The sequence below is a fragment of the Vulcanisaeta souniana JCM 11219 genome (assembly GCF_026000775.1).
Classification (GTDB): domain Archaea; phylum Thermoproteota; class Thermoprotei; order Thermoproteales; family Thermocladiaceae; genus Vulcanisaeta; species Vulcanisaeta souniana.
In genome coordinates this window covers 1,357,957-1,374,868 of the sequence record NZ_AP026830.1, presented here as the reverse complement: position 1 = coordinate 1,374,868, position 16,912 = coordinate 1,357,957, and the positions used below count along the sequence as shown (strand labels likewise).

15 protein-coding genes are annotated in these 16,912 nt (G+C 50.5%); 8 read left to right on the top strand and 7 right to left on the bottom strand.

The features are described 5' to 3' along the window. The first annotated feature begins 58 nt into the window (after nucleotides 1-58). Entirely contained in the window at nucleotides 59-517 is a 459-nt protein-coding gene (locus Vsou_RS07440) for a class I SAM-dependent methyltransferase (RefSeq protein ID WP_188602956.1), read from the top strand. A 26-nt stretch (nucleotides 518-543) separates the two neighbouring features. Further along, complete coding sequence (locus Vsou_RS07435) at nucleotides 544-771, top strand: hypothetical protein (RefSeq protein ID WP_188603068.1); 228 nt, start codon at nucleotides 544-546, stop codon at nucleotides 769-771. Between the two features lie 13 nt (nucleotides 772-784). On the opposite strand, the gene Vsou_RS07430 is transcribed toward Vsou_RS07435, so the two are convergent. Together Vsou_RS07430 and Vsou_RS07425 are read right to left on the bottom strand one after the other, a co-directional pair. Then, on the bottom strand, nucleotides 785-1,936 hold the full coding sequence (locus Vsou_RS07430) for an MFS transporter (protein ID WP_188602955.1): 1,152 nt from the start codon (nucleotides 1,934-1,936) through the stop codon (nucleotides 785-787). Between the two features lie 144 nt (nucleotides 1,937-2,080). After that, nucleotides 2,081-3,832, bottom strand: a complete 1,752-nt coding sequence (locus Vsou_RS07425) for a chloride channel protein (RefSeq protein ID WP_188602954.1) — start codon at nucleotides 3,830-3,832, stop codon at nucleotides 2,081-2,083. Nucleotides 3,833-3,938: 106 nt separating this feature from the next. Between Vsou_RS07425 and Vsou_RS07420 the strand changes: the two genes are divergently transcribed. From Vsou_RS07420 to Vsou_RS07405, 4 genes are all read left to right on the top strand, one after another. Next, a complete protein-coding gene (locus Vsou_RS07420; RefSeq protein WP_054844194.1) occupies nucleotides 3,939-4,733 on the top strand; it encodes a hypothetical protein in 795 nt (264 codons plus the stop codon). A 33-nt stretch (nucleotides 4,734-4,766) separates the two neighbouring features. Then, complete coding sequence (locus Vsou_RS07415; protein ID WP_243680796.1) at nucleotides 4,767-4,955, top strand: hypothetical protein; 189 nt, start codon at nucleotides 4,767-4,769, stop codon at nucleotides 4,953-4,955. 272 nt (nucleotides 4,956-5,227) lie between these two features. After that, complete coding sequence (locus tag Vsou_RS07410) at nucleotides 5,228-5,434, top strand: hypothetical protein (protein ID WP_054844196.1); 207 nt, start codon at nucleotides 5,228-5,230, stop codon at nucleotides 5,432-5,434. Between the two features lie 115 nt (nucleotides 5,435-5,549). After that, nucleotides 5,550-6,749: a cation:proton antiporter gene (locus tag Vsou_RS07405; protein ID WP_188602952.1), complete on the top strand. Its 1,200-nt coding sequence runs from the start codon at nucleotides 5,550-5,552 to the stop codon at nucleotides 6,747-6,749. Here the strand turns inward: Vsou_RS07405 and Vsou_RS07400 are convergent. From Vsou_RS07400 to Vsou_RS07380, 5 genes are read right to left on the bottom strand one after another with little or no spacing between them, the layout of a single operon-like run. Further along, nucleotides 6,732-8,126, bottom strand: a complete 1,395-nt coding sequence (locus Vsou_RS07400; RefSeq protein ID WP_188602951.1) for an acetate--CoA ligase family protein — start codon at nucleotides 8,124-8,126, stop codon at nucleotides 6,732-6,734. The genes Vsou_RS07405 and Vsou_RS07400 overlap by 18 nt on opposite strands. Nucleotides 8,127-8,150: 24 nt before the next feature. Next, the gene (locus Vsou_RS07395; RefSeq protein WP_188603067.1) at nucleotides 8,151-9,014 is read right to left on the bottom strand and encodes a hypothetical protein; all 864 of its coding nucleotides are present in this window, start codon (nucleotides 9,012-9,014) and stop codon (nucleotides 8,151-8,153) included. Between the two features lie 46 nt (nucleotides 9,015-9,060). After that, nucleotides 9,061-11,472 carry an AAA family ATPase gene (locus Vsou_RS07390; protein WP_188602950.1) on the bottom strand — a complete coding sequence of 804 codons (2,412 nt, stop codon included), beginning with the start codon at nucleotides 11,470-11,472 and terminating at the stop codon, nucleotides 9,061-9,063. Further along, on the bottom strand, nucleotides 11,469-12,704 hold the full coding sequence (locus Vsou_RS07385; protein ID WP_188602949.1) for a DNA repair exonuclease: 1,236 nt from the start codon (nucleotides 12,702-12,704) through the stop codon (nucleotides 11,469-11,471). Before Vsou_RS07385 ends, Vsou_RS07390 begins: the two co-directional genes overlap by 4 nt. Before the next feature lies 1 nt (nucleotide 12,705). After that, nucleotides 12,706-14,625, bottom strand: a complete 1,920-nt coding sequence (locus tag Vsou_RS07380) for an ATP-binding protein (protein ID WP_188603066.1) — start codon at nucleotides 14,623-14,625, stop codon at nucleotides 12,706-12,708. Between the two features lie 130 nt (nucleotides 14,626-14,755). Here Vsou_RS07380 and Vsou_RS07375 point away from each other — a divergent pair, with 130 nt between their 5' ends. After that, on the top strand, nucleotides 14,756-15,904 hold the full coding sequence (locus tag Vsou_RS07375) for a pyridoxal-phosphate dependent enzyme (RefSeq protein WP_188602948.1): 1,149 nt from the start codon (nucleotides 14,756-14,758) through the stop codon (nucleotides 15,902-15,904). A gap of 100 nt (nucleotides 15,905-16,004) precedes the next feature. After that, on the top strand, nucleotides 16,005-16,898 hold the full coding sequence (locus Vsou_RS07370; RefSeq protein WP_188602947.1) for a CBS domain-containing protein: 894 nt from the start codon (nucleotides 16,005-16,007) through the stop codon (nucleotides 16,896-16,898). Nucleotides 16,899-16,912: the final 14 nt, after the last annotated feature.

The following is a 16,912-nucleotide window of genomic DNA, read 5'->3' as shown; positions in this document are numbered from 1 at the left end:
ACTAAGGGGGCTGAGGGCTTAAAGGGTTAAAAGCCGTGGTGGGTGGTTGGAAGTGGCTATGCTTGGGTATAAGCTCTATGTACGTAATTACTACGAGGCATTGGACACGAGATACCTAGAGCTTTACCTGAGGGATAGCGTGCTTAGCTACCTCAGGGCCGCCGAGGGGTTGGGGGTCAGGGGTTTGAGGGTTCTCGACATTGGCTGTGGTGTTGGTGTTGGGGCGGGCCTGTTGTCTGGCTCGGCTAGGCAGTACGTGTGCCTGGACATGGCCTGCGGCGTGCTTAGGTACCCCAATTACCTGCCCAACGTTGACGTGATCTGTGCCGACGCGGCCCTACTACCCATTAGGCCTGGCTCCATTGACTACGCCCTGCTCATCAACGTCGTTAATGCCGAGGCAGATGGGGAGCAGGTGGTTAGGGAGGCCCTGGGCCTCGGCGCGAGGGTTTATGCCGAGTCGCCCAGGGCTGTGGATAATGAGTTAATTAGGCGACTAATTTCCTTAGGTTTTTAATGCAGTGCGTAGTTAGTGGTTTGGTAATGGGTTCTGGGGATGTGATTAGGGAGTTGAGGTATAGGGAGGAGGCCAGGAGGATTAGGAGGGCTGAGGCTGATTGGGATTTCATTAATTCATTACCACCCAGGGTTAGGAGTGCCGTGGTATTGTTTATAGAGACTGGGGACTTAAGGCTGGCGCAAAGACTATCCGGCCTCAACCTTGAGGATTTAGTGGACATACTCAGGAGGGCCAGGGTCTGGATCACCTAATCGCGTAAATGCATCAACGCGTTAATGACCCCCTCATAATCACCGCTAGGACTATTGTGAAGGCCACCAGTGATGAGGCTGATGCGAAGTAGTAGGCGTAGGCGTAGTGTAATTGGTATAGTGCACCCATGATTACATTCCCAAGGAATACCCCCACACTCCTGCCAAAGGTCAGTAGTCCCATGCCGGAGCCCACCGACTCACTGGGCATTAGTTTCGATATTATCGTTGGTTCGAAGACCTCGGTGGCCGCCACGGCCATGCCCAGCATGAATGCCATTGGGTATAGGCCCAGGACGCCCAGGGGAGCCAGTAAGGCAAAGCCCAGTGAGGCTAGGGAGCCAAGTAGGTAGCCGAGGAATGCCAGGCCGCCGTATTCATTTATCCTCAACCTACCGAAGACGTAGCCGAACACCGCCGAGGCAGTTAGGAACATCCCGTACGTCACCACGGCTAGGTAGTCCTCATGCGTGAACTCGGCGGTTGTTATGACTGGGAACCCAAAACTATACTGTGAGAACCCGAAGAAGAATGTGGATAGTACGATTAACCACACAAACCTATGTGTCGCCCTCAGGCCCGTGGCTCCGAGCCCCGCGCCAGCCCTTGCCCTGCCCGCGTTGACCATTGATAGTATTAATGTCGATATTACCAGTGGTATTGCCGTGACTGCGAGCAAGTACTCAATGGGGAACCTGAGGTAGAGTAGTACGGCGGTGTACGTTATGGCCAGCACGGCACCCGCTATGTCGAGTGCGTGGAGAATCCCAAAGGCCTCACTCCTTTCCCCAGGCTCCGTGACCTCACTGAGCATGGCCCTCCTTGGCGGTGTCCTGAGATTTCTCGTCCACCAACCAACTAGGAATATTAGCCAGGCCTCCCACCAATACCTGGAGAAGCCAAGTAGTGCGACTACCGTTATCACAGCATTGCCAATCACGGCAATCCTCTTCCTGCCGTAGACATCACCGAGCAACCCACCTAGGAATCCAATGAGGCTCCCGAGGCCATAATTAACGGCCTCGGCAACGCCGTAAAGCCACACGGGGGCGCCTAGGATTATGACGAATACCAGTGGGAACATGACCACGGCAGTTTGATACCCAAGGTCCGCGAAGAATGCGGAGAATGATATCTTAAGAACCTCACCACGATTCCTCATCAAGGCACCATAGATAAGCCAAGTATAAAAGGGTGTCCCACTCAATAGTATGGTATTGGCGGCATTGAAGGTACGGCGTAATTCCGGATTTAGATAAAGGCGCTAGCCCTGCGGCGTGAACCTAACCCGCCCCAGCAGCCTCCTTAATTAGGCGTTAGCCCTTAACCCCCTTAACCTCTCTGAGTAGGCCCTATTCATGCCCTCCATGGTTAGTATCCCCAGGAATTCACCGTTATTTACCACGGGCGCCCACGTGGTGCCTGCCTCACTCATCACGCCCAATGCATCGTAAAGTGTTGACTCCGGAGTTACGTAGCGCATGGGCCTCACGTAATCACGCACCCTACCCCTACCCCTGCCCATGTCGTAGAGACTTACCACACCCATGAACCTGCCCTCGGGATCAATGACGGGTAGTGCCGTGTACCTATACCTAAGCATCCTGTTTAGTGCGGTGGCTACATCCTCATCGGCGTGGGCGATGGGCTCCTTAATCAATTCGCACTCATTAACCCTAATCTCCATTAACAACGGCACCCTGTACTCATCGGCATGGGCCGGCGAATCCCTCCTTGTGGGTACCTGGGCCCTATAAATCGTGTAGTCACCCGAGATTAGGTAGGCTATTGCCACGGCAATCATCGCGCCTGGCAGTAGTTGGTAGCTACCCGTCATTTCAACGACCATGAACATCACCGCCAACGGCGCCTTAGCCGCGGCGCCGAAGAGGGCTAACATGCTTATTATCACGAATGGGGCTGGGTCTGGGGCTAGACCCGGCACCAGGTAGTGGAAGATTAACCAAGCGTCGAACCCCGTGAACGCCCCAATGACTAGGCCTGGGGCATAAACGCCGCCACTACCCCCAGAGCCTATTGAGAATGACGTGGCCACTATCTTGAGGAAGGGTAGCAATGCGAGGATTATCAACAGTGGTAGCGCGATTACCGGTGATATGAAGGCGTTGGCAACGTTGAATTCCGCCAGGTTTAACCAACCATAACCTGTGCCCAAAACCTCGGGAAATAGCAGCCCAATTAACCCAGTCACGGCCCCACCCACCACGGGCTTTATGTAGTTACTAACCCTCCACCTCTTGAATGCGTCATGTACTGAGTAGAAGGTCTTAACGTAGAGTATCGCCATTAACCCGTCGATCACGCCAAGCACGGCGTAGAGCGGTAGCCTCAGTGGGTTGAATGTGCCCATGTAATAGCCGAATATCGGTGTGAATCCCGTGACGGAGCTGAATATTACGTAACCAATGGCAGAGGCCACAAGGGCTGGAAAGAGGACCTCAGACTCAAAGTCCCTCTTATAGAGTACCTCGGCGGCCAGTATCGCGCCGCCTATTGGCGCCTTGAATATTGAGCCGATGCCTGCCCCAATACCCACCGCAACCGCGATTCTCCTATCCTCGGGTGGCAATGAGAATAGGTCTGCAAGGATTGACCCAATCCCTGCACTAAGCTGGGCCGTGGGCCCCTCCCTACCGGCACTGCCGCCAGACCCAATGGTTATCGCCGAGGCAATGAGCTTAATCGGCGGTATCCTCCTCCTAATCCTACCCTGGAGTCTGTGGAAGGCGTTTATGGCGGCGTCAGTCCCGTGACCCTCGGCCTCAGGGGCCCAGGTGTAAACTATGAGACCCGATAATAGACCGCCGAGCGCGGTTGATAGTGGTATTAACCAAATACGTTCTGCGTGGAATACGTAGTTCAGCGAACCGCCCTCACCCAATGGCTCGGGTATTTCATAACCAACAAGCTTCAGTATGAATAGGTACTCCATGAGCTTAAGCGCGAAGTAGAACGTCAACGCCGAGAGCCCTGCCACAACGCCAATCACGGTACCCAATATAAACCACTTAACGAAGTAAGGAAGTTCTCTAATCCTCATGACGATGAAGGACAAGCCTTACTCCTTAAAAGCCTTACTTCATTACTGGCATTTAGGAATTAAAATTATATAATTATATAGTGGTTTATATGGTGGTGCTTTGATCATGCTAGCGGTCACGGCATTATTCTCAATTACATACTTAATCACCGTCTCCGTAATTGCCTACGTCATATTTAGCAGGTTAGTTTGGCGCGGCAGGGCCATGTGGGTCTTAATTGGCATTAGTTTCATGCTCCTCTCCGTGGCTCCTCAATCCGTTATCCAGGGAATACCAATACTGGTGGTCGTGTTGACCCATATTGGTGAGATTACGGCTAACGGCGCATCAGTTGTGGATTTGGTCCAGGGCTTTACCAAGTCAAATATTTATTGGCTGGCGATATACATAGGCCTCATGGCCGGCATATTTCAGGAAGCCTTTAAGTACTTGGCGATTAGGGACCGTGAACCCAAGTCAGCCCCATACATTGGTTATGGCTTTGCCCTGGTGGACTTGGCATTTGCAATGATGGGTTTGGTATTGCCACTGTTGATACCCGCATCCGTGAATCCTGGTATTGAGTACACCAACGTAATATCCACCATAGGCCTGATAGGCATTGCCGTTCAACCCATCGTTTCCATCCTATTCCACCTAGGCTCATCAATGGTCCTTAAAACCTATCAAGCCTTAAATAAGGGCTTCAGGGGGTTGATTCTCATGGTATTGGCCCATGCCTACATGGATTCATTTACCTGGTACATGGACAACGCGGTTGCCCTCGCCATCATCAACTCATCACTAATAATGCCCCTATCCACGGTCTACTTCACCTCCGTGGTTTCATTATCGGCGTTCATCTTCATCATTGGTTTTAGGGCGCTCAATTACGTAATCCACAGGGCGCATTTTAACTGAACACACAAGTGAAAAAAGTCTTAGGGTGGCTTAATGATGTTTATGAGGTGGGTAATCTATGCCCTAGTTAGCGTTGTGGTGGTGATCGCCGCCATATCCCTAATGCAGCTTCACATGCCTCATGGATCTGTGATAATAATGGCAATGCACTCTATGCCCTACTCAATGGTGTTACTAAGCCCACGGTATGCATTGTCGGCTCCCTGGGCAACCCATACGTAGCAAGCATTGTTAAGGGTTTGAGCACTGTTAATGTGCTACGCAGGTGAGGGCGTAATGCGTATTCCAATATCTATCTAGGTCAGGTATTCTGGGGTGCTGCGCCGACGGGTTCATCATCTAATCAGCAAGCAATATCCTACACAATTAGTGCTGGTCCATTCAACGTCTACGTGCAGGTATCTTAGACTGTTACCCAGGGAGCGATTGGCTGGGGCTACTCAGGCAATCCAATCCTGGGTCAGGATAAGTGGACCTGGAACCTCAACAACCCGGTGGTTGGTTATACGTATGTCGTGATGCTCAGCGACATATTCATGCTCGACCCAAGCAGGCCCGGTGGCTATTCACCGCTTTATGAGACTATAAACTTCACGTCAACCTTCGGGAACTATCTAGGTCGTTTCAATGGTTCATCGCCAATAACGGTTACCGTTGATGTATTTACTAACCAGGTAACGGTAATTAGTTCAAGTACGTAATGTGTAATGGCATTATATTATTGCATAGTGTTAAAAAATGGTTTTATTTTCTATTCCTTATCATTAAAGGGGGGCCCGAAGTATTGTTTATTAAGGCGAACACCCAACGCAGCCTGTGCCTACTGGCGAGACTATCTTCCTCACGCTCCTTGAGGTTAGCATACTAATCCTACTAGCTGACTTGGCCGGTGGTGTCCTCTCTAGGTATGGCTTTCCCAGGGTAGTCGCCGAACTCCTGATAGGACTTGCCCTAAGCCCATACGCACTGGGCTCACTACTGAACGCGTTCATGCACCTGGAGTTATTCACAATCAATGATTACCTACTATTCCTAACAAACCTCTCAATAATACTCCTACTCTTCGCCTCGGGCCTTGAGCACGGCCTATCCACACTCAGGGAAGGCGGCATATACGGCGTATTAGCCGCCGTCTTCGGGGCCATAACCCCCTTCGCCCTGGTCTACTGGGCCTTAACAACCGTTGGGTTGCAACCCACGGAATCCGCAATAATTGCCCTATCGACGGCACCCACGAGCCTAGCCGTGGTCGCCGGGATCATCGAGCGTGAGGGCTTGACGGGCCTACCAAGCACTAGGGTTTTGATCACGGCGGCGTCGATAGACGATGTCGTGGCTCTAATACTCCTTTCCATGGTCATAACCACCGTGGGCGCCGGCGGCCTTACGTATGGCGCCATAACCGCGGCTGTCAAGACCGTGGCCCTTTGGGTCCTGGTATTCATACTGTCCGTGCTATTCATACCCAGGGCCCTGAATAGGGTTGGTGAGGAGGTGATTACCTACGCATCCCTAGTGGTCCTCTTCGGCATAGTCCTCATAATGACTACGCTGGGCTTCTCCGAGGTCATTGCCGCGTTCATAGCCGGCGTGGCCGTTGCCGAGAGCAGGTCCTCGCAGAGGGTTAGGGAGACTGTGAACGTGTTACTGGCAATATTCGGCTCCATATTCTTCATAGCCATGGGCCTACAACTAAACTTCAGGTATATACTCAATACTGAGGTACTGGTGGTGGCACTCGTGGTTTCATTAGCAGCGGTGGTTGGTAAGGTCGTTGGTATATACCCATTCGCCTACCTAAGGCTTCGTAATCGCCGTGACTCAATGGTCGTCAGCTACGGCATGATACCCAGGGGTGAGATGGGACTCGTAATCGCATCCATAGGGTTGAGCAGTGGCTTAATTAACATGGGTGAGTTCGGCATCATAATACTCATGGTGTTGATAACAACCATAGTCGGCGCCGTAGTGTACAGGCGCGAGGCCTGTAGGGTACGACTAACGAGGACGGACTAACCCCCTGGTGACCGCGTATTCGTACAGAGCCCTCAGGGCGTTAGCCGCGGTCTCCAACCTCTCGTACGTCGGCACACCACCCTCCTCAAGCCTCGCCTTAAAGGCCCTCGCATCCTCATTCGCGCTGATTCCATAAACGACTATTGGCTTACCGAACCTCCTGGCCTCGATTACGTAATCCGCAAGCTTAGGCGTCATGCCAGGCAACTGCATTTGGGCTAGTACCAGCGCCATGTCGATGTGGCCAGTCGGTAGTACGGTGTCTAGGACGAACTTGTACATGGCGTCCGTGGCACTACCCGTCAAGTCAATCGGGTTTGCAGTGCTTACGAAGGGTGGTAATGACTTGGCCAGGGTGCTCCGAACCTCCTGAGGCAGCTCGGGCACTACCAATCCAACGGACTCCACATTATCAACAGCCTGAACACCAGCCCCGCCACTATCGGTGATTATTAAGACCCTGTTGCCCCTTGGCAACGGCTGTGTGGCTAATGCCTTAGCGACCTCGAGCGCATCCATCAAGTTATTAACCTCTATGGCACCTGTCTGCCTTAGCATTGCCCTGTAGATCTCGTAATTACCCGCCAGGGCGGCCGTGTGGGACTTAACGGCCCTACCCGAGGACTTCGACCTACCTGCCTTGTAGACAATCACGGGCTTAACCTTAGTCACCTGCCTCATAACCTCAAGTAACCTCCTGCCCTCCCCAGGGTACTTCAACCCCTCCACGTACATGACCACGACCCTCAGATCCTCATTACCCACCAAGGCCTCGAGCAACTCCACCTCACTAATGTCGAGCTTATTTCCGTAGTTCACAGCAATGCCAACGCCAATACCCTTCCTAGCCGCCCAATCGAGGATCGCAGCAGCAACGGCACCGCTCTGGCTTATGAGGGCTATTGGCCCCGCCCTAGGTCTCTCCATCCTGCCCTGTGGTATGAAGAATGTGTCTAGGCCATTAAAGGCGTTGTAAACACCAATGCAGTTGGGACCGAGTATCCTGACCCTACCCTGTGCCGCTTCCTTAACCTCCCTCTCGAGTTTTGCCCCGTCCTCACCAACCTCACTAAAACCACCACTAATTATTACGGCAACCCTAACACCCTTAGCAACGCATTCACTCATTATTTTGGGTACTGTGGGCGCTGGCGTAACTATCACGGCCAAGTCAACCTCATCGGGAACCTCAAGCACTGACCTGTAAACCCTATGACCGAGTAACTCATTATAACCTGGGTTGACCAGGTAGACCCTACCCCTGAACTTCGTCAGTAGGTTCCTGGTTATGACACCACCAACGCTCCCCTCCCTAGCCGTGGCGCCTATTATGGCTATTGACCTAGGATTAAGTAAGTAGTTGAGGCTCACACTCACGGATTGGTAACGCGATTGGGCTTATTACGTATTACTCATTTGCATGGGTACTATATATACTGAAAACCAATCCTCTCTATTAATCACTATGCTGTTATATGTATAGTCATACTTAAGGGCTAGGTTTAGGTAGAGTAGTGATGGTAGTGATGAGGTTGGTGTTGCATTGCAGGTGTACCAAATACCCAGTGGCTTCAGTGTGCCGTTTGTGGTGGTTATGTTTATTGTGAAGTGGATTGGCGTGTTGGGCGTTATTGTTATTGGTTCGCTGATGTTGCACTTGACTTCGCCTATGAATTGTTGGCTGATGGATACCATGTTGAATCCTGTGATTTCCGTGTTTCCCATTGGCGTCATTTGGAATACGTAAATGCCCAGTGCGGGCTTGGTTAGGTTTGTTATGAGTGGCACTGCGTAGATTATGCCTGAGTCCTGGGTTGTCAGTTGGAATGTGCTTTTCTTTGTTACGTCATACACGATAGTCGTGGCATTAAGCCCATAGGCCGAATTAGACCTTGTTAGGTTTGCCAGGTTTCCTGGGTTGCCGGTTATCGTGAGTCCCGGGGCCGTGATCACCGTGGAGTTGACCCCCTGGTAAATCATTACTAGGAAGTATGAGCTGCTTGGTATCTTCGTGCTTATTGTTATGTTAGTCCCAGTACTGGGTATGTATAGGTTTAGCTCTGTTATTGGGAAATTGAAGTTATTAACCCCAACAATCACCAGAAGGTTGTTCCCCAGGCCTAGGTAGGCATTGGCCGTTAGGTTTAGGTACCCGGTGACTGCGGTTAGGGGTGACGGTATTGAGAGTATTAGCGATATCGATAATAGGAACCCCATGAGTATTATTAGTCCACCAAGCACATACGCAGGCACTCCCCTCCTCATAGGCACTAGTTAAGGCTCTGGAATCATTATTTAACTGCTTCTTGCATCAAGAGTTCGCGAACATCGACTCACCCCTCTCATTTATGAAGCCAACCCTCACCACGTTATCTGCAATGGTCTCCAGGGCATCCACGTGCGAAGTTATTATCACGGTCCTAACGCCATTACTGAGACTCCTTATCCAGTCACCGACCCTACGCCTATGCTCCTCATCAAGGTGTTCTGTGGGTTCATCTAGTATGAGTATTGGTATTAACCCCATGACCACCCTGGCAATTGCATACCTAAGCATTAGCGATACTAGGTTTCTCTCTCCAATTGATAATGCCTCAATGGGTAATGTAATGCCGTCATTCCTCCTAACCATTACATCGTAATCCTCACTGACCTCCAGGAGGGAGTATGAGGTTTTATGCATTAGTTCCTTCATCATTACATTCAATTCCTCATTAACAGAATCCAAGAACAGCCTCCTAACCACTGGCTTAACATCATCAAGAGCCTGCTGAAGCCTACTAAGTGCATCCATGGCTTTCACATACCTATCGAGCTCAGCCCTAACGCCACCTACCTCCGAGTCCCTGCTCTTCAACTCACCCCTTAACCTCTCAATCCTATCCCTCAGCGCCTCAATCCTACCCCTCAACTCCCCAACCTCTCTCATCAATGAATCCCTCCTGGAACTCAGGTCCTTAATCCTAGACCTAACAACCCCAAGCTTTTCAACACTATCCTCCAGTTCCCTTAGTCTAACCTCAATACCTGCCCTGATACTACGTAGGTTAACAAGCCTAGACTCATCATCCCTAATTCTCCTCTCCAGCTCATCCGCGCCGGCCAGTCTTCCCCTGAGTTCGGCAAGCTCTACCTTGGCCTTATTCAATTCCTCAATATTCCTATTCAACCCACTCAGCTCTGACTCTAGTGCTCTCAGTTCGCCCAGTAAGGACTCCTCATTGTACTCATTGAGTTTCGTCAACTCCTCAATCAATTGCTCCCTCCTCCTACGTAAATCACTCAATGAAGACCTTATTACATCCTCCCTACTGATACTGCCCTCAACATCCCTCAATTCCTCCTCCAACCTACCCAATTCCTCCATTTCACGGCTCAACCCACCCAACCTAGTCATTAAATCCTCCCTCCTCTTCCTCAATTCCATTAGCCTCGCATTCCTACTCAAGACCAATTCCTGGGCCAAGTCCCTACCCAGGGGCCTACCGCACAATGGACATTTCTCAACCGGGCCTTCCCTGAGTAGGTTCAGTTCAAGCTCCAGGTGCTCCATCTCAGCGTTTACCCTGGCCAACTCATCCTTGGCATTACCCACCTCAACCTCAATCGACGCCTTCCTGGCCAACCTCCTTCTTAACTCCTCAGCCTTCGCCCTAAGTTGATTAACCCTGTCCAACGCATTATTCAACTCCTTAATGCTTGCATCAATACCGGTTAACTCCCTGCTTATTGCCTCGATCCTCCGCCTTGCGCCCTGGGCCAGCGCCAACTTGCCCTTGACCTCATCACGCTTCCTCATTAACTCCTCGATCCTCCCTCTCAGTTCTTCCTCCCTTGAGACCACACGCTCGAGTTCACTAATCCTCCCCCTCAACTTATCCAACTGCCTTAGGCTATTCTTCAACGTATTCAACTCATTAACTAGGGCTGATTCCTCCTCAGTAAGTGCATTAAGCCTTTGTTTGAGTTCTCCATACTCCTTCTCGAGTTTTTCAAGTTCCTGCTCCCTAGTCATTAAGTCATTTAATTCACCCTCAACAGCCCCAAGTTCCTTCTCCTTACCCTCAAGTATCCTGGTAACCTCGGAAACCTCCCTCTCGAGTCTACTCAGCTCTTCTCTTCTGTTCTTCAGTTCACGTTCGAGCACCTCAATCCTCCCCCTCAGGCCCTCCACGGTATTAGCCACCACCCTAAACCCCTCCCTAACCACGTCCTGCCTAGCCCTCTCAATCGCATCAAGCCTAAGCAACGTATCAAGCCTAAACTCCCCCTTCCTCCCACCCCTTAGTATCTCCCTAATCTCCCCCTGCCTAACGTAGAGAAGCTCTGAGAAGGTCTCCAGGTCAATACCCGTGGTCTTAACAATGAACTGAGTGACCTCCCTATCCCTGGCCGCAACCCTCTTACCACCCTCGTCGATGACGTAGGTCTGGGACTCAAGGGTCTTCTCCACGCTAAAGGATCTCTGGATCAGGTACCTACGACCATCAACGCCCAAGTACTCGAGGCGGATAATGGCGCTGGAGGCACCGCGCCTAACCAAGTCGCCTAGCTTGTACCTGCCCCTGACCCACTCGGTTCCGTATAGGGCTATAGCCATTGCCTCGAGGATGCTTGTCTTGCCCGAGCCATTGGGCCCATGAATGAAGTTAATGCCCTCACTAATGACCGCCTTACCCCTCACTATCGACTTGAAGTTCTCAATCTCAATCCTCGTAATCATTCCGACGCACCCAACCAATCCTTTATCGACTTACTACCGCTCAGTGGCACACCAATGAACCTCTCCAGGGTTTTGAGGGCGCCATCCTCATCATCAGCCTTAACCCTCTCTATTACATCCATTACCACACCTACCTCCTCATCGCCCAACCTAGACCTCAATGCCTGCCTAATTATTTCGCCAATTCCACCAAACACCCTAGGGCTTCTCTCGGCGCTCTGTCTCTCAAGGACGAGCCTTACGTCAACCCATGCCTTGCTAAATAGCCTCCTTAGTTCGGTGGTGTTGAAGTCCCTCGTTGAGTAACCACCGGCCACCCTACCCTCAATCTCCAGTATCACCAATGAACCCCTCTGATCCATGTTACTGGCTATGTAGGAGACATCCCTCTTAACAGTGCTTGGTTTAGCATCATCATACTTAATCCTAACCCTGACCAGCCTCCTGGATGGCCCTATCTTGACACTACTTACCCTAACGCCGTTATTACCAACATCGAGGAGCAGGAAACCCTTGGGATCAATGTCCTTAATCTTTCTCAATCTGTCGTCAGTATATTCATAAATCTCGAATTCCCTGGCATCCCAAACCTCCAGTGAACCCGGGTAGACCGCGTTTATCCTTGGGTGCTTAAGCCCGTGTTCATGTATGTGGCCCACGGCAATGTAATCAAGACCCAGCTGAGCCAGGGGTTTCTCATTAACCATGAAGACATCCACGTTGGGCATTGGGTATATGTATGGAGCTCCCTCAATGTACTGGTGTATCACGGCAATATTCACTCCATTGCCCCTCAACGTACTTAACTCATTAATGAGCCTATTCTGTATATCAGTATAAACAGTGCCAGCACCAATAACCCTAACGCCACCCAAGTCAATATAATTACCATCAAGGTAGTCAATTAGGCCCATTTGATGAAGCACGGTTAATGGATTCTCCACTGGGTTAATTATGGACGCATCATGATTACCCCTGATTACTACGACCCTGATACCCGCCTCCCTAAGCCTAGTTAAGCCCCTTATTGCTGTCACGTAAATACTAGGCGGTGGCCTCTGCGTATCGAAGAAGTCCCCACTAATTATCACAGTGTCCAACCCGCCCTTCTCCCTAAGTCTAAGTACCTCGTTAACGGCACTTAGGAACGCCCTATTATAATCCTCAAGCCTCTCATCAAGTCCATACTGCCTATGCCCAAGGTGTATATCGGCTAATTGCGCGATCAGCATTCTAACCAACCTTCAGTAATCCATCCTTAATTGCTTTTGCTGTTAATGCTATGACGTGGGGGCAGGGATCGTAAGGAGAACCACACGCCTCGCAACTCCAGGAATTGTCATTAACCCTAACCTCCACGTAAGAACCACCAACCCTACCCCTGATAATCCCCAACTCCATGCTCACGTCACTAACCTCATTAATTAATGGTAGCGCTTCAAGGACGCCATTAACACCAACCCTGGTGCCCAGGGCCTTCTCAACACCCCTTCTTACGTCATCGACGCCAGCGCCAACAACACCCCAGGCCTTGCTTAGGTCTATGTCTGAACCTCCATAATCAAGGACCCTATCCCTGAGCCTAATCACGAGTGGTAGTGGCGTGATTGGGCCTACGACGATACCCTCACCAACGTCTAACATTGGTATTAAGCGCCCGAGCTCCTCATTAAGCACCTCACTGGCGCTGAGTACGGCCATTATATCCCTTTGATTAACGAGCCTAAGTATTATTTGGCTATTGCATTGGCTGAGTACGTCTGGGTCAACCTTAGACGGCCTCTGGGTTATTACAACTAGGTAGGCGCCGAACTTACGTCCCTCACCGGCAATCCTGGAGATAATGCCTAGACTAAGTGTTGACTTAATGGCCCTGGGTTGGGCAAACCTATGGGCCTCCTCGAGGATGACCACCACGGGGAATGGGTACTTGGGGCCCGGCAGGTTCCTCACATGGTTCACCCTGGCCCTAAACACCCTGGTAAGTACGTGGTATACCACGTGGTCCTGAACCTCGTCGTTCAAACCAGCTAGGTTAATTATTGTTACGGAGCTTGGCCTTAGTATATCGTTCAACGGCAGTGACCAATACGTGTAGAGGCCGATCCTCCTTAACTTCCTTAGGTAAACCCTTGTGCTAACCAGTAACGCCCTATTGGGCTTGTTGTCCACGAGGTCCCTGATCTCATTGAGTATTTTATCGACCTTCCTCCTACCCTCCTCACTGAGGGATGCGTTGTATTGCTTGATTAGTCGCTCTATGTTGATGTTGCCGTTATGCTCAAGAAACTCATTGATTACCCTGATCATTGTGTCCAGCGTGCCCAATTGCCTAACACCACTGTACTTAACCATGGCCCTAACCAGGGAGTGCAGTAGGTATGTTGCGTACCTAATCTTCGAGGCCCCCCTTGGCACGCCTGCCACGTCAGCCAACACATCGGGTTGTACCCTAAGGAGGTTTATCCTGTACCTAAGATCACCCGTGCCTCCCTCCGATGCACTGATTATGGTCACCCTATCGACGAATTGAGGGCCGAGTCTGGAGACACTGTTCCTTATGTGTGTGTACTCGCCGTGTGGGTCAATGACGAGTACTGTTGCGCCCTTCCTTAGTAGTTCCTCAATGAGTATTATTGATGACCAGGTCTTTCCCGAACCCGTGGACGCTATTATGGCCAGGTGCCTCCTGAGGCCATTCATGTCTATGCAGTAGGGCACGGTGGACCTGAGGGACAACCTACCAATACACAGAGCCCTCTCTGGGTCCACATTCACGAACTCACTGACCATGCCCGTGTCGGCTAGGTAAACCGGGGTGCCCACGGCCGGCGTTGTCCTTGGCATGTATATCCTATCACCGTACTTATAGCCGAGTACCATGACCCTGGCCTGCACAACCTCAACAATGCTGTCCCTGGGCATGTCCTCGAGTACGTCGGCCACATAACCATCAGCACCAATCCTATAGGGTTCTCGCCTAACCCATAGTACTTGGCCAAGGACGTTTACGTTAACCTCCCTGTCATTTACGTAGTCCCTCATGGGCATGTAGACGTAGTCATACCTATTAACACCGCTGTTCCTCTTTATGGAGGCTATGTAGATCAATGGGTTCTCCACATTGACTATGAAGCCAACCTCATTAGTCATGACAGGCATTAAACTTCTCGATCCGGTGGGTATTTAACATGATGGTGACTAGGTTGAAGTAGGCTATGGTGAAACTTTTGATTTAATCACGCAATAACCATTAAAACACAGTGAGGCAAATAATTAAACGGTGCCAGTAAACATAAGGTTGAGGTGCCTAAGGTGTGGATACACGGGCGCCGGGGATTACCTGTTTTGCCCCAGGTGTGGTTTTCCATTAATTACCGAACCAAGGGACGCACTTAGGATCGATAGGGAGAAACCAAGTATCCTAAGGTACGCATCGGCGTTGAACTACGGCAATAGGGCTGTAACCCTTGGGGAGGGCTTCACGAGGATCAGGAGGATCAATGGCGTGTTAATTAAGGATGAGTCCAGGAATCCCACGGGCTCCTTCATGGACAGAGGCTCATCGGTGCTCATCAGTAACGTAACTAGTAACGAGATCAGGATCTCCTTCGAAGAGGACTTCGCACTATCGATAGCCACATACGCAAGCACCGTCGGTGTTAGGGTTAGGGTTTACGTAAATCCAGACACGGCTGGTGCCTATCCCGAATTACTTAGGTTATCTACAATGAAGAGTGTAAACATCGAGTTTAGGGAGGGAGGTCAAGACCTGAGTGCGCGTTATGGGGAGCCCCTGTTTTTGGATGGGATCAAGACTATTGCATACGAGTTGTATGAGCAGGTCGGGAAGGTAGAGGGCGTTGTATTGCCCATGGAGAGGGGCTACCTGGCCCTGGCTATTTATGAGGGATTTAGGGAGTTACGTGATTGGGGATTCATTGATGAGTTACCAAGGCTGGTCCTTGTTAAGCACAGGAATGGTCTTCTCAGTGATGTGGCTAATTGGTTGATTGAAGGGGCCGAAGCTGAGGTTGTTGATGTTGGGGATGAGGAAACCGTTAAGTCAATGATTGAATTGGCCAGAAATGGCCTTTACGTTAAGCCCGTGTCCGCCATGGCTTACGCAGCCGCGGTTTCCCTGGGTAGGGACTACGTGGTCGTCATAACGGGCACAGGGCTGAAGGAGTACAGGGTTGGTAGAGGACTGGGTGGCTTAACGAGGCTACAGGGGGCAATACTAAGGGTTTTGGAGGGTTCAAGCCCATTGACGGCTTACCAAGTGTGGGAGAGACTTAGTGGTACTGCGACTCTCCAGGGTGTTTATAAGGCGTTGAATTCACTTGCCAGGCGTGGTTTAGTGACTTTTAGTTACGAGGTTTATGGTGGTAAAAAGGTTAGGGTTTTCCGCGCGTCACAGAATTATAAATAATTAAGGATAATTAGGGACTAACCCGTGAAGGCATACGTGACTTCACGACGCAATAAAAATTATAAATTACTAAATACTAGTAGTAGTTTAAGTAATAAATATGATGGTTGAGAAATTACCATCCACATACACGTCAATACTCAACGCACTCGTTGAGCTTTACATGATGACCAAGAGACCCATTAAGTCGAGAGATATTGCCGAGAAACTCGGCATTAATGAGGGAACCGTCAGGAACTCCATGGTAGCCCTAAGGGCCATGGGGTACATTGAGTCTAAGACGGGGCCCTACGGTGGTTACGTACCTACCCAGAAGGCCCTTGAGTACATTAAGATGCCCACGAACGCGGTCTTCGCCCTGGACATAGCCCCAATAACAATTAATAAATTACCCACGAACCTCTACGTGACGGGTATCGAACTACTCGATGTCATTAACCCATTCAGCAATAGGGCCCTTGTTAGGGTCATTGGTGACCTGAAGAACATTAGGATTGGTGATAATGTCAAGATTGGACCCACGGCAAACAGTAGGGTGATTATTGAAGGCATTATTACGGAGAAGAACGAGGGACTCAGGGAACTCGTAATTTCCATAAACAAGTTAATAGCAATACCCAAGGTCAAGGTCGAGACGCTAATGAGCAAGAACGTGACAACCATAGGACATGGCTCGCCATTAAGGGATGCAGCCAGGGTTTTCGCCGAGAAGAAGATTAGGGCATTACCGGTGGTAGATGATGATGATAGGATAGCTGGTTTAATAACCACGAGCGAAATAGCTAGGGCTTACTATGAGGGCAACCTAAACGCTAAGGTTGGGGATTACATGAGGAGGGACGTACCCACCATCGATAAGGAAGCCGATCTATATGACGCCATGAAACTCATGACCGTCAACAAGATAGGCAGATTAATAGTGGTTAGTGGCGCTAAGCCCGTTGGAATAATAACAAGGACCGACATACTCCAGTACCTGGCATCACTCGATTAAGTATTTAAAACGAA

What these genes read in the sequence shown, in the direction of transcription:
- Vsou_RS07395 (WP_188603067.1), bottom strand. Translation starts at nt 9,014, where the DNA reads ATGAGGAGGGGAGTGCCTGCGTATGTGCTTGGTGGACTAATAATACTC.
- Vsou_RS07425 (WP_188602954.1), bottom strand. Translation starts at nt 3,832, where the DNA reads ATGAGGATTAGAGAACTTCCTTACTTCGTTAAGTGGTTTATATTGGGT.
- Vsou_RS07370 (WP_188602947.1), top strand. Translation starts at nt 16,005, where the DNA reads ATGATGGTTGAGAAATTACCATCCACATACACGTCAATACTCAACGCA.
- Vsou_RS07420 (WP_054844194.1), top strand. Translation starts at nt 3,939, where the DNA reads ATGCTAGCGGTCACGGCATTATTCTCAATTACATACTTAATCACCGTC.
- Vsou_RS07380 (WP_188603066.1), bottom strand. Translation starts at nt 14,625, where the DNA reads ATGACTAATGAGGTTGGCTTCATAGTCAATGTGGAGAACCCATTGATC.
- Vsou_RS07390 (WP_188602950.1), bottom strand. Translation starts at nt 11,472, where the DNA reads ATGATTACGAGGATTGAGATTGAGAACTTCAAGTCGATAGTGAGGGGT.
- Vsou_RS07415 (WP_243680796.1), top strand. Translation starts at nt 4,767, where the DNA reads ATGATGTTTATGAGGTGGGTAATCTATGCCCTAGTTAGCGTTGTGGTG.
- Vsou_RS07440 (WP_188602956.1), top strand. Translation starts at nt 59, where the DNA reads ATGCTTGGGTATAAGCTCTATGTACGTAATTACTACGAGGCATTGGAC.
- Vsou_RS07385 (WP_188602949.1), bottom strand. Translation starts at nt 12,704, where the DNA reads ATGCTGATCGCGCAATTAGCCGATATACACCTTGGGCATAGGCAGTAT.
- Vsou_RS07435 (WP_188603068.1), top strand. Translation starts at nt 544, where the DNA reads ATGGGTTCTGGGGATGTGATTAGGGAGTTGAGGTATAGGGAGGAGGCC.